Below are 21,604 nucleotides of genomic sequence, written 5' to 3' on the forward strand. Positions count from 1 at the left end.
CCGCGCAACGACGACGCTCGACTACGACACTTTCACGCCGTCGATCGCGACGATGCGCAGGCTCGGCTTCAGCGTCTTCTCCAGCTGCGACTTCAATTCATGAACACGCGGGTCGGTCGAGCGTGCGGCGCATACCGCGTATTGATGCACGGATTGCGTCAGGGCGCGCCGTGCTTCCGGCGTGCGCGTCACTTCGGGTTTTGACAGCCGCAGGACGATCGCCGCTAAGTTCACCAGCATCTCGTCCAGGGCCACGTCGATGGTCGCAAGTTTTCCCATGGCACACTCCTTGGCGGGGCAACGGAGGGTGGAGGGATGCGTTCCGGAGCGGGGCGAACATGGCTAACGCTTCGTAAACGGCTTGTTCTTGCCGGGCGTCAGGCTAGGCTGGGAGCGTAACAAGAAAATATCAGGAGGGGCTGCCATGGATCGACGTGACGTCTTGCGCGCCGTTGCCGCATTGCCGTTGTTGCGGGCCGCGTTACCGGAGCAGGCCTCCGCGCAAACCTATCCCGTGCGCAACATCACCATGATCGTGCCGTTCCCGGCCGGCGGCCAGGCCGACCTCGCGGCACGTCCAGTGGCGCAGGCGCTGGAGCGGATTCTCGGCAAGCCCGTCATCGTCGACAACCGCGCCGGCGGCGGCGGTGGATCGGTCGGCAATGCCGCGGCGGCGCGCGCCGAGCCCGACGGCTACACGCTGTTGATGACGCTCTCCTCGCTCGCGGTGCTGCCCGAGGCCGACCGGCTGTTCGACCGTCCTGTCGCCTATGAAGTGTCGCAATTCATGCCGATCGCGCGCGTGCTGGCTGATCCCACGCTGCTCGCGGTCCCGGCCTCCGCGCCATGGAAGACGGCGCAGGAGTTCGTCGAGGACGCAAAGAAGCGCCCCGGCCAGATCACCTATGGCTCGTCCGGGCCCTACGGCACGCTGCACGTCGCGATGGAGATGTTTGCGAGCAGCGCCGGAATCAAATTGCTGCACGTTCCGTTTCGTGGCGCCGGCCCGGCGCTGACCGCGCTGCTGAGCGGCACCGTGCAGGCGATCGCAGCGGCGCCGGGCACGTTGAAGCCGCAGGTCGACGACGGCAAGCTGCGCGTGCTCGGCAATTGCGGTGCGCGGCGCGTTGCCAGCTTTCCCGACGTGCCGACCTTCCAGGAGCTCGGCTACAAGGATGTCGAGATGTACATCTGGGCCGGGCTGTTTGCACAAAGCTCTCTTCCCGCGCCGATCGCAAGCCGCCTGCGTGAGGCCATGGCGCAGGTGATGACCAGCCCGGACGTGCTCAGGACCTTCGATGCCTCGGGCAGTCTCGTCGCCTATCAGGATGCGCCCGAGTTCTCCGACTTCGTGGCGACCGACAGCGCACGCCTGATCGCGGCGGTGAAGAAGATCGGCCGGGTGGAATAGTTCCCGCCGAATTTTCACATTTTTTTGTTGGGCCAGAACCTGACCGCGTCTCATTGATTGAAGACAAGTCGAGGGACTCGAGAAGGATTGGGACCATGCGAACAGAGCGGATTGCGCTGGGTGTGGCGCTTGCGATCGGCGGCATCGTCGCGCAGAGCGCCGCGTTCGCTGAGGAGTATCGCGGAACCATGGAGCAGCAGATGGCGTGCACGCCGGACGTCTGGCGCCTGTGCAGTGATCAGATCCCGGATGTGAGCCGCATCACCGCGTGCCTGCGGCAGAATACGCCGCAGCTCTCCAGCGGCTGTCGCGCAGTGTTCCAGTCCAACAATCAGATGCCGCCGCAGCAGCAGGTTCCGCGTAATCGCGCTGTACCATCCCCGCGGTATAACAACGCGCCGCCGCCTCCTCAGCAGATGCAGCCGCGGCCCTATGAGGATGACGACGATTAGCGCTGCCAAGGACGCGGCCTCATTGACGCGCAGCGCTGTCAGCGTTCGCGTTCCCAGGTGAGGGTCCCTACCACCTTTTTGCCGGGGTAGACCGCGCTGACCTGTTCTGCTGTTCGAATCGAGAGCTTGTCGCCCTCCAGTTTGAAGAAGCGGATTTGGGCCGTGCCGGTAAAAATCTCGTTCCACGATAGATCGACGTTTGTCGTGAGCTTGTCCCCATCGATTGTGAATTTGCCGGTGTAGACCATCAATGATTTGAGCAGCGCAGCCGAGTCCGAATCATTCGTCGCCGGCTTCCGATCCGGCCTGGCGATCATGAATGCCGAGAACCCATCCGAAGTGAAAACCGCTCTGCCTTTGGGATTAGGACCAAATGGTTCCGTAGGCTCTCCACCCACGATCTGGATAACCCATGACGTCAACCGCCAGCTTCCAACCAGTTGTTTGGCTGCTTCGTCGGCCATGGCAAATCCGGACTGGAGATAGCAATAGGTGGCAAGTGTGAATGCGATGAGACGCAGCATGTTGGTTCTCGCTGAATGGGAACTCATACGGTCTGAAGGCAATCCTTGTATGATCAGTCGCTATTTCGCTGGCAGGCGAAGGCTCGCGAGATCGGTGCCAACGATGATGTTTCCAGTGAAGCCGCCATCTTGGGCCGCCTTCCTGTAGTCCCCCTCCGTCAGCAAGCCGCCAGGAAGTTTGAAAGGATATTGCTCGCCTCCAATCGGCGGAATCATGTGCGTGAGCATGAGGTGCTTTACGCCAGCTCGCTTGGCCATGGCGGCAAGATCAGGGACCGAAGTTTGACGCAGATAGGCGTAAGGGAACATCCCGCTCCCCTTGCCGGGGGCCATAACGGGATGAATGACCGAATGGACGATGATGTCGGCCCCCTGAGCTAGCTTCTCCACCTGCTCTGAGGCCGAAGAACTGCGCGGGGGAGCCGGCGCGTCATTTCCGGCGTCACCGCCGATCACAACGCTGCCTGCGGGCGTATCGACGCGGTAGGATGCGTGTCCTGCGATGTGGGCTGAACGAATTGCGCTGACCTTCACATCGCCTTTGGACCAGACCACTTGCGGCTCGTCCGTTGGCTGGAACGTGATCGTATTGATCAATTCGGCGGGGCCACCCGCCGTCCGTTCCTTAAGCTCGGAATGACGCTGTGCGATCTCGCCTGATTGAATAAACGCGTCGGCGATATGCGCGGTGAACTTGCTGCAGCTTATCGTGACGCCCGTCGGTGAGACGCTATCCGCGCTGCAGACGACGTCGATCTTCGGTCCGGTCCCATTAAATGACCATCGAAGCTGCACCAGATCGGCAAAACCTTCCGTATGGTCGTTGTGCATGTGCGTGAAGAACACTGCATCCAGCTGCTCGGGTCCGACTTTTAGCTGCGATAGCCGCATGGTGGTTCCGCGGCCGGCATCAAATTGCAACTTCACCGCCCCACATTCATCGGTGTCATCGCCAAAGCGCACCAGCGTTCCGGCGCCTGCGAGACCGTTGAAAGATTGTGGTCCCCCCTGTGTGCCGGTGAGCGATACGATGAGACACGGTGCGGCGTAGCTATTGGATGCACCGCTGACCAGCCAAGAGACCGCCAGCAGTGCGACTGCGATGAAGCATCGAGCCATGTCCCCTCCGCATTTATCAGTATCGGGAATACGACCATGCTAATCGACCGACGCCGAAGCCGCTAGGGCCGGAACGATCATCCGGCCGGATTCGATGATGACGCGGGTCGGCGTGAAGATGCGGTCATGCCGCCTCGTTCAGCGCTCTCCCTTGCTTTCCGATTCAGGCCGATGTCCAAGCACCGTCCGCAAGACCACACCGAAGAGAATGGCAGCGACTGGCCAGTGGAACCAGATCTTATGGCCAGTGAAAAGATTGATCAGAATGAGAAACGCCGACACCGTGAGCGCCGCTGCAACCGGGCGAGGCAGCTTTGCCAGCCATTCCGAGACGACATTTGTCGACGAAGAAAGCTCGCGCCTGTCGTCCATCCCCGGAGCGCGCGCGCTCTCTGAGGGAGTTGCTCTTTCCTCGATCGGGAAGCTCGCTGGCCCGGCGGCTTGGCCGCCCAGGGTCAACCGATAGCTGGTCAAGGGAGCAATGTTCTTCAGTGGCCGCTGACCGAGACAGTCGAAGCCAACCGACAGCTTGTTGTGCACCTGATCGTAGACGGAGCTCGAGATCACGACGCCGCCGGGTTCTGCGAGCTCTTGCAGCCGCGAGGCGATATTGACCCCGTCGCCGTAGATGTTGGTGCCGTCCACCATCACGTCGCCGAGGTTGATGCCGATGCGAAAACGCATCGCGTTCGCTTGAGGCACGTCCGAAGCCTGATTGGAGATTTCCTGCTGAATCTCGACCGCACATTGCACGGCCTCGACCACGCTGGCGAACTCGGCGATCACGGCGTCGCCCCAGGTGTTCACGATTCGGCCGTCATGACGCTCGACCAATCGCGCGATGGCCGTGCGGGAGCGGCGGAGCGTCTCCAGCGTTCCGGTCTCGTCTGCCTCCATGAGGCGGGAATAGCCGTGCACATCGGCGCACAGCACGGTGGTCAGTCGTCGTTTCACCTTGTCGTCGGTCATCGTCGCTATGCTAGCCTCCCTGACCGGCAAATGCATCAGGCTTCCGGCCTGACCTCGCAGACATCGACCCATTCGGCCGCGGTCAGCTCTGCCATGCGATCGGGGGTGATGCGCACGGCGCTGTGGGTCGAGCCTGCGGCCGGCACCACGACGTCGAATGCCTTCAGCGAAATGTCGCAGTAAACCGGCAGCGGCGATTTCAGCCCGAACGGGCAGACGCCGCCGACTTCATGGCCGGTGATGTCGGCGACCTCTTCCAGCCCCAGCATCTTCGGCTTGCCGCCGAACGCTGCCTTGACCTTCTTGTTGTCCATCCGCGAGGTGCCGGCGGCGACGATCAGGATGACGCGCTCGCCGACGCGCAAGGATAGCGTCTTGGCGATCATTCCGGGCTCGACGCCATAGGCTTCGGCGGCCAGCGGCACGGTCGCCGAGCTGATCGGGGATTCGATGACGGAGATGTCGGGGGCTTTCTCGGCGAAGAAGGCGCGAACGGATTGAAGGCTCATTCCAGTCAGCTCATTTCCAGACTTGCGGGCGGGCAATCATTTCTCAGGCAATCCCCGGCAACTCGGAGAGCGCTCGGACGCGGTGGTCCGGCGCAAAGCCGAGCTCGTCCATCTGGGTGCGGATCGCCTTGAACATGGTCAGCGGTGCCACGAGTTCGGTCTCGACGCAAGCCAGCGCCATCGCCTCCGGCGTCACCCGCTCGATCCAGGCGACGTTCAGCCCGAACGCTTTCGCGCCCGCGACGTCCCAGGGGTTGGAGGAGACGAACAGCACCTCGTCCGGCGCGGTGCCCAGCACCTCGCCGATCAGCTCATAGGCCTGCGGGCTCGGCTTGAAGATCTTCTTGGCGTCGACGCTGATGGTGGCATCGAGCAGGCGGTCGAGCTTGGTGTTGCGCACCAGCGCATTCAGCATGTCCGGGCTGCCATTGGAGAGGATGGCAAGCTTTCTCGGCTTCAACGCGGTGAGCGCGTCGGCTGCATCCGGATAGAGATCGAGATGCAGATACTTCTCGATGATGCGCTCGAAGGCGTCCTTCTCATAATCGAGCCCGAGCACGCGTAGCGTATAGGCCAGCGAGTCGCGCGTCACGACGGAAAAATCCTGGTAGCGCCGCATCAGCGAGCGCAGCCAGGTATATTCGAGCTGCTTGATCCGCCAGACCTGCGTGATGATCTCGCCATAGCCCGGGAATGCATCCTCGGTGATCTCAGCGACCGACTGGATGTCGTAGAGTGTCCCGTAGGCGTCGAACACGACGGCTTTGATCCTCACTAGACCATTCCTCTAGGGGGTGGATTGAGGGACTATACTAGGCGCATCACTGTCAATCCAAGAAGGAAACTCGAGCTCGGTGCTGCTTGGCTGCCTGGACGCGTCTCCTGTTGGGCGCTCAGGTTGGCTTTTTTTGGCACTCAAACGGAAATCATCTGCTCGATCAGTCCATTGCAGATTGGCCCCACTGCCGACCCTCCATGCCATTACAATCTAAGATGGCAGCTAAGAATTCGTGTACGTCATGCCTCGCGCAGCGCAGTGCAACACTTGGCCGGTCTCGCGTCTGCCCGAGGTCCTTCGCAGGCTTAGTGCAGTACGGAGGTGGACTTAAGTCACGCCTCTAATTCGTTGCTATAGTCAGAAGCTATTGGAAGCCATGATTCGGCCTTGAGAGCGCTATCCCTTTGGAGGCGAGCGCGGAGCGGTATTGAACAATGGTGAAAAGTGAAAAGAAAACATCATCTTCAGGCGAAGTCTCGGCGATAACTGGGTATTTCAGGCAGTACGAATATTCAGCATGCGTGCTGTATAGTCTGATGCAAGAAGGAATCCTTGAAGCGATCACGATTGCGGATCCTTCGGCTGGAATTTTCGACGATCTGGTTGTCCACTCCAATGGAGTGGTCCGGGCAACGCAGGTCAAAAGCCAAAAGGATGGCACATACGTTTCGCTAGGGACCGAATTAAAGGCGCCCTTCATCCAAGCAATGACTAAGTCCTGGCTCAAGCTCGAACAGAAGTTCGGCGTCGGGAGGGTGCGGCTGAGTTATATTTTTGCGGGCTATTTCAGCATTTCAGATACTACGCTCGCGAATGCAAATACCACCGGAGCGCGGCATAGCGCTGAGTTCGCACGCTTCGTTTCGCGTCAGGATCATTCCTTGGAAATGTGGCAGTCGTCTATTTGGAGCGCAAAGCTTACCGAACTGCAAGTGCTCTCTGGCCTCGATGCGACAACCTTCATACGCTTTGTCAACGACCTCGATCTTAAAGATGGACGCGAGCTACAGGAAAACAGGATCGATGTCTTTCCGATCAGAGAGCGTGCGAAGGTCGAAGCGCTTAGGGGGCTTTTTCCGGTATTGATCGCCAGTTCTTCACTTGGACAAAGATGGTCCGAGCAGGACCTGATCGACAAGCTTGGCTGGCGCAACCGGTTGAGCCAGCACAACGTACACGTGTTCCCCGTGCCGACTGATTTTCAGGACAACGAAGCAACCGAAAGAAAGCTTTTAGACAGTATCGATCAAATATCGCGTGGATATCTTGCGCTGGTGGGGCCGCCAGGGACCGGCAAGTCCACGCTGCTGCAGCGCTGCATCTACTCCACACCAGCATACAGTGTTTCTCGGTATCTTGCCTTTCACCCCGACCAACGACATGGGCTCGGCCGCGCGGAAGCCGGTGAATTCTTGAATGACCTTATCGCTGAACTTAAAACCCAAGGATTCTACGGCTCAAAGTTCGCTGAGGATAATCTATCGGGCTCGAGGGCGGAATTCGCCAAGCAGCTCGAAAGTGCCAGCGAGAGATTCCGAGACACGGGACGGAAGACCATCATCATTGTCGATGGGCTCGATCATGTTCCACGCGAGGAAAGCCCGCAGGAAAGCTTTCTAGCTGAACTGCCCGCGGCTGCAGCGGTCCCGGATGGGATCATCTTCTTGCTGGGTACGCAACGACTTGAGCTTCCGCGGCTGCATCCGACCATCATTCAACAAGCGAAAGGACAACTCCGCACGGTTGTAATCGATCCATTGTCGCGGTCCGCCGTTTTCGCATTGGCTGGTGATGCCGGGCTCTCGGATTTCATCGACCGTGAGGCGCTGTTCGACGCATGCCAGGGGCATCCATTGACGGCGCGCTATTTCATTGAAGCGCTAAGAGGTGCAGTCAGTGCCGACGAGGCAACTCAAATTCTCTCGCATGTAGATGGGCTTGGCCAGTCTCTCCAGGAAATATACGAGCGCGTTTGGTTGAAGCTCGGGACTGCAAAATCCTCCCAGCGAGCGCTCGGCGTTCTCGCGAGAGCAGAGGGGGCGCTTTCTCTCCAGCAATTGGCCCAAGCGTCGAATGACGATGCGGTCGAAGACATACTGAAGTCGGCCGGCTTTCTGCTCGCGCACACGTCCGATGGTCTTATCGCAATCTTTCACAACAGCTTTAGACTATTTGTTGCTGCCGAGACGGGAAAGAAATTCGGTGCGCCATCTGCCACGATTGAAACCGACTACCAGCGGTGCCTAGCGGAAATCGCTCAAAGTGCGGCTGAGGTGGATCCTCAGCACTGGTTTGAGCTCCGGTACCGGTCACGTGCGGGAGATAATCCGGCGGTCTTATCGCTGGGTACGCCAGATTATTTTCGACGATCGCTCCGAGTATTCAGGCCTTCTGGAGAAATATATGCCGACCTGCGTCTAGCATATGCCGCGGTTCGACCGACAGGCAACCGCGTGCTTCTTCTAAACAAGCTGCTAGTCGCGAAAGAGATTGAGTATCGTCTCGAGGCAGTGAGTGAGCTCGACTTTGTAGATCTACTCTTCGACCTCGGTGATGTTGAGCTGGCGACGCGGCACGCGCTTGAAATTGGCTGCACTGGAGAGGGATGGCTTCGCCTTGTCGATCATTATTGGCACAATGGCGATCGCGATCTGGCGCGTCAAATATTTGAAGCAAATGAACCGATCGAGATCCTTTTTGCGAAAGAGGGCTTTGATCCCTATCTGGACATGAAAAAGGCGCTGCGCTGGATTCAGCGCGCCCAGCGCTTTCGTCCCATAAAGAAGGTGTCCGCGATCGTGGATTCTCTCGCGGTGCAGACGCGCGCGCTTGCAGCCGATGATGGAGGAGCTGATGCACGTCGTACCTTGAAATATAACCTTGCTCTTGGTGTGGTTAATGACCGGGGCTTTGGCGAAGTTGGCGCGCTTCAGGATGCTCTCGCCCTCAATGACGAAGAAGTGTTACGACTCACTATCGAGGCGGCCGAACAAGCTTGCCAGAGGGGCGAGAATGAGAAGGTATTGGAGCTGCTTCGGAAGGCTGAGGCGATGCCGGCGCTCAAGGAGCTCCATCAGTCCTGGTGCAGGGCCATGGGTCTAATCGCCTATGAAATCGGGGAATCTGATCTTGCGCGACGAATGACGGCATCTTTATCGATTGCCCGGTTTGATCGATACGAGATAGCACAAGAAAATATGGACGACGTCACCAGGGCAATAATCGAGACAGCCTTCCTCGCCGAAGCAACGGCCACCACAGTGCCAGAAGAGCTTCAAGATGATCACGGCGATCCCAGCACATTGTTGAGCGCCGCACACATCAAGATGCGTGAGCTTGGTACCCTCGCCGCAACCGCGAAATCGGGCGATCCGACCGTTTCGGTTCGCGCGCTGAAGACGATCGTCATGTTCTTTGCGCGAGCCAAGCCCTCTCCTGGAGATTTTCGAGCTTATAGATTTCTTAGGTCGTTTGGAGAATTGGGACAGCGTGTCGTGAGCATTGCTTACGATCTAGGCAATAGCTACTTCCGCGACATCGTGGAATTTGTGGATGACCAGGTCGAACAGGGCAATACCAACTTTGCAGGGTCTGATGCCTTTCGCTTGAAATTCGCCGCCTGCGTGTTCGACATCGACAGGGATGTCGAAGCAGCTAGAAAGCGTATTGAACGAACGCAGGCTGCGGCACACCACGATCGCACACCGCAGGAAGCGGTCGAGTCGCGTGCAAAACTTGCGCGCGCCTTCAGCCATGTCGGCCTTCAGAACGAAGCTCGGTCTACGCTACAGTCGATGCATCAGGACACCTTCGGCTATTGGCTGCGAGCAAAAAAGGAGCCGCAGTACACTTTTTGGGCGTGGTCCTTCCTCAAAGCATGTGAAGCCTCGCCCCTACGTGCAGAAGCGAATTCCCTGACCTTCGCACAGTTCGTCCTTGGAATGGACGAAACGGAAGGCGACGAGACCGCTGCGCGGCTGGTCGCTGACCTCCTTCAGGGGGCGGGCGCTCATCCTGGAGCGGCCGCCGGAATATCGTCACGATTGATGGACAGCGATCTCGCGACCTGGGCAAAGATTGCCGATTCTGCACTTGCTTCGATTGTGATGCATGCCCCAAATTTGGCCCCCTCTGTATTGCTTGCTTTCTCCCGCCTCGTTGTTCCGTTTATTCATAATGACATCGATCGGTGCCTCCGTGTTTGCTTGGAAGTGATGGGGCCCGCAGAACGTGCTCGTCCCCTGGAACTCCTCCTATTTTCGGTTTCGCGATGGTGTCCGCCGTCGCGGCGGCAGAGCCTTCTTGAAAAGGTCAAGGAGCTTGCTCCAGAAGCCAAAGGACTAGTAGCTACTGTCCTTTCAGAAGCCATTAACGTTGCGGCGAGACTGGAAAAAGTTGCTCACGGCGAGAACCGCAATAGTCAAGGAACGTCGTATGATGGCGTCTCATTAGACATAGAAGTTGAAAATCTTGAGGAGTTGCTCGCGCATGGCGACGGCAAATCAGACTACGGCGAAGGCGTTGACTATTCATACGCGCGTGCGGCGGAGAGATTAATCGCTGGCTCGTCGAAGGCGCAGATTGTTCACTTCATGGAACGGCGTTCGCACCTAGAACGCGACGCAAAGCTTTTGACTGCGATTTCGAGGCGGATGCTCGCATTGGGCGATAGAGCCGCGGCTGTCCGGTATTTTGCGAAGGCCGAGAGAGCTGCCTATTCGGGATACTGGTCCTCCTTCATGGGGGGAGAGAAGCTTGCGCTCCAGCGCGCTCGTATTGAACTCGAGGGAGAGGGAGCCTACGCAAGGGGCTTTGACGTCCTTGTGGGCGAGTTGTCCGGAGGACAAGTTTCCGGCAGCTCTCTGTTCCTCAATCTCGAAGACGTCCTGGAGTTGGTGGCGGACAACATACCTTATGAGCAGTTTTGGATTGAGACTGAAAATCACCTTAAGCAATATCGTGAATTTCGCTTTGCGCAACCCGTGCAATCTATCGCGTCCGTCCAAACGCATACCGATTTTCTGGCCTTCCTAGTCGCCAAGGCATTCGACTTCTCTTGTCCTGAACTACTACGTCATGCTCGTGCGACGGCGACGCTCGTTGCACGACAGGAAGCTGGCGCTGCTTTCACGCAAAGCCTGTTCGGATTTCTTCAAGAGCAGAGTGAGGGTCGTCGTGAAGCAGCCGCACTGATGGACCGCTTAAGGGACGCACCCCATCTTCGTGAGGTGCTGACGGATAAAGCTACCATCGATGTGACAAGTGATGATTTTATTGTCGCGAACCTGGCGAAGCGCGTTCTTGTTGACTTGGGATCACCCTTCGAAGAGCCGCCCTTTAAGCCGCTGCCCGCGTTCTACGAACTTGTCACTGAGAAATCTGATCAAGATCATAACTTTGATCCCCCTCCAGGCCTCGATCCGGGCCGGCGACCCGTTTGGTCCGATGATCCCTGGACTTGGACGTTGTCCCTCTGGCGGCCCTTTCAGCTGCTAACGGCAGGTTGCTACGCCCCACTGGGATTGCTGCGTCGACGTTGCGCGAGGTTCATGGCTGAGGAGGGTGGGCGCGGAGCATTCGGTCCGGAAGCGGAAGAAGCGATCGTTGCCAAACTGCGCAGAATGCATCTTCGATTCCCATATCGTCGACCAATGGCTATGGCGGCACTCCGGGCCTTCAGCAAGCTGTTGCAAGAATTGGACGTAGCCGATCAGGTGGATTCCCGGATGTTTCCAACAATATGGGCCGACATTGGTGGCCCGGCGCTGTCTGGGCCATTGCCGGAGTGTGATCCTCGTCCTTTGTGGATTGCTACTCCGCCTGTACCTGTTCGCCAGTATGGCGGCGTTGATCAGGATGAATGGCTCTTACGCTCTTATGATGAGCTATCGATCCCGTTCCTTCTGGATTACTTCGTGCTGGCGGAGCACACCTATTCGCGGGTTAAAGCCCTGCGGGCTTCCGCAAGTTCGAGCAAGCTGGTCTTGCCATCCACCGCGGACGTTGGAAGAGGAATCGATGGACTACCAAGCATCTTGTCGATCGATAGCCCTGTGCCAGTGTATCAGAAAGAGGATAGCAAACTCGTTTGCCGAGTGCAGGCAGACTTGTATGGAGATCTAAAAAGATCCGCTATCACGATTTGTCCCTATGTTGCGCATTCGTTGGGATGGGTCCGATCAGCATGGTCACCTTTCGTGTTCGTCGATTCGAACCGCGAAATCGTCGCGCAAACCATATTTTGGACCGATGGCACGAATGCAGAGGGAGGATACGATGCCGAGTTGTTCGGGGCCGGACAGGCCCTGCTCATAACTTGGCCTGGAAAGGCACAACTCGAAGGCCGATACGGACTACTTTCTGTTGGCGTAAAAGTCGAACGCAACATTGTCGACGAATCTCGCCGAACGGACAGGCGCACCACGCTAGCTCCAACTTGAAGACAGGTCCGCCAGGATGGCTATCACTGTGGACCTCGTGCTGTATCTGTTGCGGAGTCGCTATTAGGGGGCAAGCTGACTCCGCCCATTGACAAGTATGCGCTTCAGATCCCCAGAATCTTGCGGGCGTTGGCCTTCAATACCTTCGGCCGGATCTCGTCGCGGACCTCGATCTTGGAGAAATCGGAGAGCCAGCGGTCCGGTGTGATCACCGGCCAGTCCGAGCCGAACAGCATCTTATCCTGCAGGATCGAGTTGATGTAGCGGACCAGGATCGGCGGGAAATATTTCGGCGACCAGCCGGAGAGGTCGATATAGACGTTCGGCTTGTGGGTCGCGACCGACAGCGCTTCTTCCTGCCAGGGGAAGGAGGGGTGCGCGAGGATGATCTTGAGGTCGGGGAAGTCGGCCGCGACGTCGTCCATGTACATCGGGTTGGAGTATTTCAGCCGCATACCCATGCCGCCGGGCATGCCCGAGCCGACACCGGTCTGGCCGGTGTGGAACAGCGCAATCGCGCCGCCATTGTTGATCTCTTCATAGAGCGGATAGGCCATGCGGTCGTTGGCGTAAAAACCCTGCATGGTCGGATGGAATTTGAAGCCACGCACGCCGTATTCCTCGATCAGCTTGCGGGCCTCGCGGGCCCCCAACTTGCCCTTGTGCGGGTCGATCGAGGCAAAGGGGATGAGGACGTCGAGATGATCGGAGGCGGCCTCGATCATCTCGTAATTGTTGTAGCGACGAAAGCCGGTCTCGCGCTCGGCATCGACCGGGAAGATCACCGCGGCGATGTTCTTGGAGCGGTAGTAGGCCGCGGTCTCAGGCACGGTCGGCGGATGCTTGTTGGGTGATTTGAAATACTCGGCCATCTGCGCCTGGAAGTCGTCGTAGCCGTCGTCGGGATGGCAGCCGCAGGGCTCCTCGGCATGGGTGTGGATGTCGATGGCGACGACCTTGTCGATGTCAGGCAGCTTCAGCTTGGGCATTGGTTTCCTCCCGAGGGTTGCCAAATTGATTATATGATATAACGAATTTGGCAAGGCGTTGCTGGCGGCGAAACGGCAGTCCGCGAAAGTCTTTGTCGGGCGTGGCTGCCATGGGCGGAATCGGTCCGGTCCGGCCGCTTCTACTGTGCATGGGGTTGTTTTCGCGATTTTGCTCGTTGGGAACCGGGCAGTTAACATTGACATGACCTCCCGCCATGCCTTAAGAACCGCCCCGTCCCGGGCGGTCGGTCCGCCAGCGGGAAAGATCTCATTTTGCCACATTCGCGCGTGCCGAAACGGTAGTGCCGAACACGGCCTTTCGAACGTTCAGGATTCTGCCATGAAGGTCCGTAACTCGTTGAAGTCGCTGCGCGGTCGCCATCGCGCCAACCGCCTGGTCCGCCGCAAGGGCCGGGTCTATGTGATCAACAAGGTGCAGCGCCGCTTCAAGGCTCGTCAGGGCTGATTTCGCCCTGCCGGACGCCAGGCGCGCCCCGCAAGACCACGGTCTCACACGAGTTTGACGCCGCCTTTGCTTTGCAAGGGCGGCTTTGCGCGTTTACACTTTCACCATGGCAGTGAGATTCCCCTTCGCACGCACGCTGTGCCTGGCTCTGGTTCTCGGCACCGCCGGCCTTGCGCCGGCGCTGGCGCAGGATGATCCGGCCCCGCCGGCGAAGCAGCCGAAGAAGGTGCCGGAAGCGCCGGCCAAGCTGCCCAAGCCTGACCGCACCAAGAATCTTGATTTCCTGTTCGGCGCGCTGAAGGCCGCCCCCGACGATGCCAGCGCCAAGCATGTCGAGGCGCGGATCTGGGCGATCTGGCTGCAGACCCCGAGCGACACCGCGGCCCTCCTGATGGCGCGGGCCAAGGCGGCCGTCGATGCGCAGAAGATCGACGTCGCGGTCAAGCTGCTGGACTCCGTCATCAAGCTCCGCCCCGACTACATCGAAGCCTGGAATCGGCGCGCCACGCTCTACTACGTGCAGAACGACTATGCCCGCGCGCTCGCCGACTTTCGTGAGGTGCTGATCCGGGAGCCCCGTCATTTCGGCGCGCTCGCGGGGCTCGGCATGATCATGCAGGAGGTCGGCGACGAGAAGCGTGCGCTCGAGGCCTACCGCAAGGCGCTCGCCGTCAATCCGCACCTCGAGAAGGTTCCCGATCAGGTGAAGGCGCTGACCGAGAAGGTCGAAGGCCGCGACATCTAGCCGATAACTCGATCATCTTTAGAGCAGTTGCGGCGCCTCGTGATTAACCACGATCGGAAGCGCAGCGTCGTCAGGACTATTGTCGCCGCCGCCGCAGGTCTACCTGCATGGCAGGAGCGAAAGCCATGAAGCGCTTGATCTTTGCCTGTAGCTTGCTGTTGGCGTCGGGAACGATGAGCCTCGCCGACGGGCTGTTCTGGGTGGTCGGCAACCGCGCCACCGGCAAATGCAACATCGTGACCAGCAATCCGGTCATCAACGGCGACATCTGGTTCGGCGACGGCCCCTACAAGTCCAAGGCCGATGCCCAGCTTGCCCGCTCGACCATCCGCGCCTGTCCCGCGCCCACGCCCGACGAGGAAAAGGCCGAGGACGATGCGGGCTAGTGCAGGACGCTGGTGCCGCGCTCGGCGAGACCGCGATCGGCGGCTGCGGCATAGGCTTTTGCGAGCTCGCTCTCGAGGTGCTCGTTGATCAGGAGCAGCGCCCGCACGGCACCGCGCAGGTCGCCGTTGCAGCTTGCGACGATCTCGTCGATTGCGGTGTCATTCGATCTGATGCTCATCGAAAATCCTCCGGTTCAAACCAGGACAATCCTGCCGGTCTTTCCCGCGCCCCTGGGGTTGCGAGGAGGGATCGGCGCCCATCCGCGCCTAGATGGCGGAACCGACCGTGGCGATTATAAGGACGCTGCGATGACGGCCGCATGAAGCTGGTCCGGGCTTGTGGGTCATCGAGTAGCTTCATTGATTTTGTTTGATTTTTCAGTTTTCTGATTGTGTACATATCCACAGGGGGGGCGTTTCCTGTGGAAACGCCGAGTTTCCTTGCGCGAAACTGCCGCCTGTATGACCCGTAACTGCGATGTGCCCTGGATCGCCCGGACTTTCTTCATGATCGTGATATCAGCCGTGACGGCGCTGGTGCTGCTGGCGCTGGTCACGCAGGCCGGCATTTTTGCCTTGCAACGCGCCTATCCGCCGCAGGGCCGGATGATCGAGGTCGATGGCGCGACCCTCCACGTCGTCGAGATCGGCCCCCGCGATGCCGGTCTGCCGATCGTGATGCTGCACGGCGCGAGCTCCAACCTTGAAGTGATGCGGCGTCCGCTCGGCGATCTCCTGGCCAAGCAGCATCGCGTCATCCTGATCGACCGCCCGGGCCACGGCTGGAGCACGCGCGCAAGGCGGCAGGATTCGACGCCGGACATCCAGGCGCGGATGATCGACGCGGCGCTCGACGAGCTCGGGATCGATCGCGCGATCTTCGTCGTGCATTCCTGGAGCGGTGCCCTCGGCGCGCGGCTGGCGCTCGATCATGCGAGCCGCGTGGCCGGCCTCGTGATGCTGGCGCCGGTGACCCATCCCTGGCGCGGCGGTGTCGGCCGCTACAACGAGATCATCGCAATGCCGGTGATCGGCCCGCTGCTCGCCTACACCATCACGTTGCCGCTGGGCTATTTCGTCACCGAGTCCGGCGCGCGCAACGTGTTCCTGCCGCAGATGATGCCCGATGGTTTCGTGAAGGACTCCGCGACGCCGCTATTGCTGCGCCCGCGCGAATTCATCGCCAATGCCTATGATCTGGTGACGCTGAAGGCGTCGGTGGCCGCGCAGGCTGCGCGCTACGGCGAGATCGGGGTGCCTGTCACGATCATCGCCGGCGAGCCCGACAAGACCGTGAAGACCGAGGTCCACGCGCGTCCGTTTGCCGCGATGGTGCCGAATGCAAAGCTGATCGTGCGGCCCGATCTCGGCCACATGGTGCAGAACGCGGTGCCGGATCTCGTGAAGATGGAGATCGAGACGATGATTGATCGAATCGTCCCGGCGCAGGCGGCCGCCGATTAGCGGCCGCCCTTCACGGCTTACTGCTTGGTCTTCCCGTCCTTGTCGAACTGGGAGACATAGGTCCAGAGATTGTTGATTTCGGTCTCGTTCTTGATGCCGGCGAACGCCATCTTGGTGCCGGGGATCTTGGCCTTCGGATCCTTGATGTATTCCTTGAACTGGGCCTCGTTCCAGGTAATGCCGGAGTTCTTGTTCGCATCGGAATAGCTGTAGTCCGGCGCGGTGCCGGACTTGCGGCCGTCGAGACCGTTGAGCTCGGGGCCGACCTTGTTCTTGGCGCCTTCGCCGATCGCATGGCAGGCGAGGCATTTGTTGAACGACGTCTTGCCGGCTGCGGCGTCCTGCGCCATCGCGGTGGACGTAGCGGCAGTCATGGCCAGGGCAATCAGCGCGCCGAAAGTCAGTTTTGTCATAGGGTGCTCTTCGTCTCTTCCCGGGGGTCAGATTGAGGGTCGTCGTTTTGGCAGGTCCAGTGCAAGTGGACAAGCCGCGAAACCGTGACAGATTTTCTGGTAGCAGGCTTGCCCCAGAGAGAACTTGCGCTGCAACAAAGCAATGAGACCTTCGGAGGACCCTACCCAAACACGGGCAGACATGATTGATTTGGCGGAACAAATTCCAATGCCGGACAGAGGTTTCATAACATGGCCATCATGATGCCAGCGAGCGATCAGGCGGTGCTTGCGCGCCGCGCGGAGATCGTTGCTGCACTGCGCGCAATCGTGCCCGGCGAGGGCGTGATCGACAGCGCCGCCGAGATGCGGGCCTATGAATCCGACGGGCTGACCGCTTACCGGCAGCCGCCGATGGTCGTGGTGCTGCCCGATACGACCGAGCAAGTCTCGCTCGTCCTGAAATATTGTGCCGCGCAGGGCATCAAGGTGGTGCCGCGCGGCTCCGGCACCTCGCTCTCCGGCGGCGCGTTGCCGCTGGAGGACGGCGTGCTGCTCGGGCTCGGCAAGTTCAAGCGCATCCGAGAGATTGATTTCGACAACCGCGTCGTCGTCACCGAGCCCGGCGTCACGAACCTCGCCATCAGCCAGGCGGTTGCACATGCCGGCTTCTACTATGCGCCCGATCCGTCCTCGCAGATCGCCTGTTCGATCGGGGGCAACGTCGCCGAAAATTCCGGCGGCGTGCACTGCCTGAAATACGGCATGACCACCAACAACGTGCTCGGTTGCGAAATCGTCCTGATGAGCGGCGAGATACTGCGCATCGGCGGCAAGGGGTGCGAGAATTCCGGCTACGATCTCATGGGCGTCATCACCGGCTCGGAAGGCCTGCTCGGCGTCATCACCGAGATCACGGTGCGCATCCTGCAAAAGCCGGAGACGGCGCGCGCGCTGATGGTCGGTTTCGCCGAGGTCGAGGCCGCCGGCGAATGCGTGGCGCGGATCATCGGCGCCGGCATCATTCCCGGCGGCATGGAGATGATGGACAAGCCCGCGATCCACGCCGCCGAAGCCTTCGTCCATGCCGGCTATCCCCTCGATGTCGAGGCGCTGCTGATCATCGAGCTGGACGGCCCCGGCATAGAGGTCGACGAGCTGATCACCCGCGTCGAGACCATCGCGAAAGAGTGCGGCTCGGTGACGCTGCAGATCTCGACCTCGGAAGCCGAACGCAATCTGTTCTGGGCGGGCCGGAAAGCTGCATTCCCCGCGGTGGGCCGTATCTCGCCCGACTATCTCTGCATGGACGGCACCATTCCGCGCGGTGCGCTGCCGAAGGCGCTGGCGCGCATCCGCGAGCTCTCGGAGAAATATCAGCTCGGCTGCGCCAACGTGTTCCACGCCGGCGACGGCAATCTGCATCCGCTGATCCTCTATGATGCCAACAAGCCGGGCGAGATCGAGCGCGCCGAAGCCTTCGGCGCCGACATCCTGCGCGCCTGCGTCGAGTTCGGCGGCGTGCTCACCGGCGAGCACGGCGTCGGCATCGAGAAGCGCGATTTGATGCCCGACATGTTCAGCGAGATCGACCTCAACCAGCAGCAGCGGCTGAAATGCGCGTTCGACTCGCAGGGCCTGCTCAATCCCGGAAAAGTGTTTCCGACGCTGCACCGCTGCGCCGAGCTCGGCCGCATGCATGTGCATGCGGGCAAGCTGGCGTTTCCGGATATTCCGCGGTTCTAGATTGGGGAGGGAAAGGCTCGCGACGCGAACGCTTCCCTCCCGCTGCCTTTACAACATCCCGTATTGCGCCCGCTCGCGCTTGGCCAGCAGCGGCAGTGCTTGGCCGGCGATGTAGGTCTTGAAGTGCGCGCTGTCCTGATGCGCCCTGAACGCGGCCTCGTCGCGGAACAGTTCGTAGAACAGGAACTGGGCCGGATTGTCCGTAGCCCGCGAGATCAGGAACAGCTTGACGCCCTCCTCGCGCTGCGCCTCCGGCAGGAAGCGGTCGAGGATCCCGGCAATATTGTCGGCCTCACCCGGTTTGGCCTCCCATTGCGCGACCACGAGCAGGCCACCGCCGTCGACGGCGTCGCTCAGAGATTTCTGTGTTGCATAGTGGTTCATGGTTCTTCCTCCTTGCTGTTCGCCTTCAGTCTCGATCGCGATCGGTGCGAGCTTGTAACGATGGGTCGGACCGGCTTGGTTCGCCCGTCATCGAAGTGTCGATGTCGTGAACGCTTCGCATGATCGAAGTGTTGCTGTGGTCCGGTGCAGGAGCTCGAGCCCGCCGGCAATGGTCGCTGGCGTCACGTCACATTTGATTTTGGCAGCGAATTTCGCTACCGCCTTTTCCCGTGGATACGCTCAGGGTCAGAGACGCCAAAGACGTCGAAGAGGTGGTGCGCGCGGCGATCGCCAACGAGCAGCCGCTCGAGATCGTCGGCCATGGCAGCAAGCGCAGCATCGGGCACGCGATGGCGACCAATGCCGTGCTTGACGTCTCCGCGCTGAATGCCGTCACCTCCTACGAGCCGAACGAATTGATCGTCACGCTCCAGGCCGGCGCGCCGCTGGCCGACGTGCTGTCGCTGATCGATGCCAAGAACCAGCAATTCGCCTTCGAGCCGATGAACACCGCGCCGCTGCTCGGCACGCCGGCGCTCGGTACCATCGGCGGCATGATCGCGTCTGGCCTGGCCGGTCCGCGCCGCATCAGGGCGGGAGGGGCGCGCGATCACCTTCTGGGGGCGCATGCCGTTTCCGGCTTCGGCGACAGCTTCAAGACTGGTGGCAAGGTGGTGAAGAACGTCACCGGCTACGATCTGTGCAAGCTGCTGGCGGGGTCGTGGGGCACGCTCTCCGTGATGACTGAAGTGACGCTCAAGGTGATGCCGAAGCCGGAAGCCGAGCGGACGCTGCTGCTGCGCGGGCTCGACGATGCGGCCGCGAACAAGGCGATGACCGCGGCGCTTGGCTCGCCCTTCGACGTCTCCGCCGCCGCCCATCTGCCGAAATCGGCTTTCCGCGCCAAGACCGACGGGCTCGGCGATATCGCAGGCGAAAGCGAGGCGCTGACGGTGCTGCGGCTTGAGGGCATCACCGCCTCTGCCAGCCACCGCGCGGGCTCCTTGCGTGAATTGCTGGTGCCGTTCGGAACCGCGACTCTCATCGAGGACGCCGCCTCGTCTGCGCTGTGGGCCACGATCCGGGACGTGCTGCCGTTCGCGGCCGGCGGCGCGCTCGGCGCCTGGCCGGTGTGGCGGATCGTCTGCCCGCCGGCCTCGGGCGCGGCGCTCGGGACGCAGTTGGCGCGCGAGACCGGTGGCGATGTCATCTACGATTGGGGCGGCGGCTTGATCTGGGCGGCACTGCCGCCGAGGGGCGATGCGCACGCGCCGGCCGTTCGCCAGCGGACCAACGCGTTTGGCGGGCATGCCACGCTGATCCGGGCGGCCGAGGACGTCAGGCGCGAGGTCGACGTGTTCCATCCGCAAGCCCCAGGTGTTGCTGCCCTGAGCGAGCGGGTCCGCACCAGTTTCGATCCGAAGTCGATTTTGAACCGGGGGCGGTTGACGCGGGGCGCTGCTCAATGAAGACCGAATTCTCACTCGCGCAACTCGCCGACCCCGACATCGCGGAAGCCGACAAGATCCTGCGCGCCTGCGTCCATTGCGGCTTTTGCACCGCGACCTGCCCGACCTATGTCCTGCTCGGCGACGAGCTCGATAGCCCGCGCGGCCGCATCTATCTGATCAAGGAGATGCTGGAGAAGGACCAGGCACCGAGCGCCGAGGTGGTCAAGCATGTCGACCGCTGCCTGTCGTGCCTGTCCTGCATGACGACGTGCCCTTCCGGCGTGAACTACATGCACCTCGTCGACCAGGCCCGGGTCAGGATCGAGCAGCGCTATGAGCGGCCGCTCGCCGAGCGGCTGCTGCGCCGGGTGCTCGCCTTCGTGCTGCCTGACCCGCAATGGTTTCGCGTGAGCATGCGGTTGGCGCAACTGGCCCGCCCCCTGGCTGTCTTCCTGCCGACCCCGCGGCCTTCGGCCACCCCCGGCCTGATCCAGCGCCTCAAGGCGATGCTGGCGCTGGCACCTGGCCGGCTTCCGGCGCCCGGTGCCCTTCCAGGCAGCGTGTTCGCAGCGCTCGGCAAAAAGCGGGGCCGGGTCGCGCTGCTCCAGGGCTGTGCTCAGCAGGTGCTGGCGCCACGCATCAACCAGGCGGCCATCAGTCTTCTCACCCGCCATGGCATCGAGGTCGTCCTGGTCAAGGACGAGCAATGCTGCGGCGCGCTCACTCATCATCTCGGTCACGATGATGACGCGCTGGCGCGGGCTCGCGCCAACGTCACGGCGTGGCAGAAAGAGGCCGCCGGCGAGGGGCTCGATGCCATCCTGGTGACCGCGTCCGGCTGCGGCACGGTGATCAAGGACTATGGCTATCTGCTGCGCGAGGACGCCGCGTTCGCAGCCGATGCGGCGAAGGTGTCCGCGCTGGCGAAGGACATCACCGAATACGTCGCTGGCCTCGGCCTCGCGCCGAGCACGCAACAGGACAACATCGTCGTTGCCTATCACTCTGCGTGTTCGTTGCAGCACGGGCAGAAAATCACGGGCCTTCCGAAAGAATTGCTTTCCAAGAATGGATTCGTGGTGAAAGATGTCCCGGAGAGCCATTTGTGTTGCGGTTCGGCGGGGACCTACAACATTCTCCAGCCCGAGCTTGCGGGCCGGTTGCGTGATCGCAAGGTCGCCAACATCGCGAGCGTCAAGCCGGACATGATTGCCGCGGGCAATATCGGCTGCATGGTGCAGATTGCCAGTGGCACGTCAGTTCCGGTCGTACACACGATTGAGCTTCTCGATTGGGCTACGGGCGGGTCGCGGCCGGCACTGAATGCGTCGCGCTAAGCTTTCGTCCGGAGATGACGGTTGAAGGGCGCCCGATCGACC

General features: G+C 60.8%; 20 protein-coding genes. 10 read left to right on the forward strand and 10 right to left on the reverse strand.

Features of this window, described 5'->3' with window-relative positions; all coding sequences use genetic code 11:
- Window positions 1–21 precede the first annotated feature (21 nt).
- A complete protein-coding gene (locus tag JQ587_RS29405; RefSeq protein WP_212297164.1) occupies window positions 22–279 on the reverse strand; it encodes a hypothetical protein in 258 nt (85 codons plus the stop codon).
- A 145-nt stretch (window positions 280–424) separates the two neighbouring features.
- Between JQ587_RS29405 and JQ587_RS29410 the strand changes: the two genes are divergently transcribed.
- On the forward strand, window positions 425–1,411 hold the full coding sequence (locus JQ587_RS29410) for a tripartite tricarboxylate transporter substrate binding protein (protein WP_212427671.1): 987 nt from the start codon (window positions 425–427) through the stop codon (window positions 1,409–1,411).
- 95 nt (window positions 1,412–1,506) lie between these two features.
- Complete coding sequence (locus JQ587_RS29415; protein WP_212427672.1) at window positions 1,507–1,863, forward strand: hypothetical protein; 357 nt, start codon at window positions 1,507–1,509, stop codon at window positions 1,861–1,863.
- 38 nt (window positions 1,864–1,901) lie between these two features.
- Here the strand turns inward: JQ587_RS29415 and JQ587_RS29420 are convergent, their stop codons facing one another.
- From JQ587_RS29420 to JQ587_RS29440, 5 genes are all read right to left on the reverse strand, one after another.
- On the reverse strand, window positions 1,902–2,387 hold the full coding sequence (locus tag JQ587_RS29420; RefSeq protein WP_212297161.1) for a lipocalin-like domain-containing protein: 486 nt from the start codon (window positions 2,385–2,387) through the stop codon (window positions 1,902–1,904).
- A gap of 60 nt (window positions 2,388–2,447) precedes the next feature.
- On the reverse strand, window positions 2,448–3,506 hold the full coding sequence (locus tag JQ587_RS29425; RefSeq protein WP_212427673.1) for an MBL fold metallo-hydrolase: 1,059 nt from the start codon (window positions 3,504–3,506) through the stop codon (window positions 2,448–2,450).
- A gap of 138 nt (window positions 3,507–3,644) precedes the next feature.
- The gene (locus tag JQ587_RS29430; protein WP_212427674.1) at window positions 3,645–4,475 is read right to left on the reverse strand and encodes an adenylate/guanylate cyclase domain-containing protein; all 831 of its coding nucleotides are present in this window, start codon (window positions 4,473–4,475) and stop codon (window positions 3,645–3,647) included.
- A gap of 35 nt (window positions 4,476–4,510) precedes the next feature.
- On the reverse strand, window positions 4,511–4,984 hold the full coding sequence (locus tag JQ587_RS29435) for a YbaK/EbsC family protein (protein WP_212427675.1): 474 nt from the start codon (window positions 4,982–4,984) through the stop codon (window positions 4,511–4,513).
- A gap of 43 nt (window positions 4,985–5,027) precedes the next feature.
- A complete protein-coding gene (locus JQ587_RS29440) occupies window positions 5,028–5,759 on the reverse strand; it encodes a haloacid dehalogenase type II (protein WP_212427676.1) in 732 nt (243 codons plus the stop codon).
- A gap of 437 nt (window positions 5,760–6,196) precedes the next feature.
- On the opposite strand from JQ587_RS29440, the gene JQ587_RS29445 reads away from it, so the two are divergent.
- Window positions 6,197–12,202, forward strand: a complete 6,006-nt coding sequence (locus tag JQ587_RS29445; protein ID WP_212427677.1) for an AAA family ATPase — start codon at window positions 6,197–6,199, stop codon at window positions 12,200–12,202.
- A gap of 104 nt (window positions 12,203–12,306) precedes the next feature.
- Here the strand turns inward: JQ587_RS29445 and JQ587_RS29450 are convergent, their stop codons facing one another.
- Window positions 12,307–13,191, reverse strand: coding sequence for an amidohydrolase family protein (locus JQ587_RS29450; protein WP_212427678.1), 885 nt, complete (start codon window positions 13,189–13,191; stop codon window positions 12,307–12,309).
- 340 nt (window positions 13,192–13,531) lie between these two features.
- Between JQ587_RS29450 and ykgO the strand changes: the two genes are divergently transcribed.
- From ykgO to JQ587_RS29465, 3 genes are all read left to right on the forward strand, one after another.
- Window positions 13,532–13,657, forward strand: coding sequence for a type B 50S ribosomal protein L36 (gene ykgO / locus JQ587_RS29455; RefSeq protein ID WP_006611362.1), 126 nt, complete (start codon window positions 13,532–13,534; stop codon window positions 13,655–13,657).
- Between the two features lie 106 nt (window positions 13,658–13,763).
- Entirely contained in the window at window positions 13,764–14,402 is a 639-nt protein-coding gene (locus tag JQ587_RS29460; protein ID WP_212297154.1) for a tetratricopeptide repeat protein, read from the forward strand.
- 125 nt (window positions 14,403–14,527) lie between these two features.
- Window positions 14,528–14,788, forward strand: coding sequence for a hypothetical protein (locus tag JQ587_RS29465; protein WP_212427679.1), 261 nt, complete (start codon window positions 14,528–14,530; stop codon window positions 14,786–14,788).
- Here the strand turns inward: JQ587_RS29465 and JQ587_RS29470 are convergent.
- Entirely contained in the window at window positions 14,785–14,967 is a 183-nt protein-coding gene (locus tag JQ587_RS29470; protein ID WP_212297152.1) for a hypothetical protein, read from the reverse strand. The two genes, JQ587_RS29465 and JQ587_RS29470, sit on opposite strands and share 4 nt — an antisense overlap.
- Window positions 14,968–15,295: 328 nt before the next feature.
- Here JQ587_RS29470 and JQ587_RS29475 point away from each other — a divergent pair, with 328 nt between their 5' ends.
- Entirely contained in the window at window positions 15,296–16,252 is a 957-nt protein-coding gene (locus JQ587_RS29475; RefSeq protein WP_212427680.1) for an alpha/beta fold hydrolase, read from the forward strand.
- A gap of 17 nt (window positions 16,253–16,269) precedes the next feature.
- Here the strand turns inward: JQ587_RS29475 and cycA are convergent, their stop codons facing one another.
- Entirely contained in the window at window positions 16,270–16,665 is a 396-nt protein-coding gene (gene cycA, locus JQ587_RS29480; protein WP_212297150.1) for a cytochrome c-550 CycA, read from the reverse strand.
- A 231-nt stretch (window positions 16,666–16,896) separates the two neighbouring features.
- Between cycA and JQ587_RS29485 the strand changes: the two genes are divergently transcribed.
- A complete protein-coding gene (locus tag JQ587_RS29485; protein WP_212427681.1) occupies window positions 16,897–18,390 on the forward strand; it encodes an FAD-linked oxidase C-terminal domain-containing protein in 1,494 nt (497 codons plus the stop codon).
- A 48-nt stretch (window positions 18,391–18,438) separates the two neighbouring features.
- On the opposite strand, the gene JQ587_RS29490 is transcribed toward JQ587_RS29485, so the two are convergent.
- Window positions 18,439–18,774, reverse strand: coding sequence for a putative quinol monooxygenase (locus JQ587_RS29490; RefSeq protein ID WP_212427682.1), 336 nt, complete (start codon window positions 18,772–18,774; stop codon window positions 18,439–18,441).
- A gap of 230 nt (window positions 18,775–19,004) precedes the next feature.
- Here JQ587_RS29490 and JQ587_RS29495 point away from each other — a divergent pair, with 230 nt between their 5' ends.
- Window positions 19,005–20,243: an FAD-binding protein gene (locus JQ587_RS29495; RefSeq protein ID WP_212297147.1), complete on the forward strand. Its 1,239-nt coding sequence runs from the start codon at window positions 19,005–19,007 to the stop codon at window positions 20,241–20,243.
- Window positions 20,240–21,562 carry a glycolate oxidase subunit GlcF gene (glcF, locus tag JQ587_RS29500; RefSeq protein ID WP_212297146.1) on the forward strand — a complete coding sequence of 441 codons (1,323 nt, stop codon included), beginning with the start codon at window positions 20,240–20,242 and terminating at the stop codon, window positions 21,560–21,562. Before JQ587_RS29495 ends, glcF begins: the two co-directional genes overlap by 4 nt.
- Window positions 21,563–21,604: the final 42 nt, after the last annotated feature.

It is taken from the genome of Bradyrhizobium manausense (assembly GCF_018130615.1).
Taxonomy (GTDB): Bacteria; Pseudomonadota; Alphaproteobacteria; order Rhizobiales; family Xanthobacteraceae; genus Bradyrhizobium; species Bradyrhizobium manausense_A.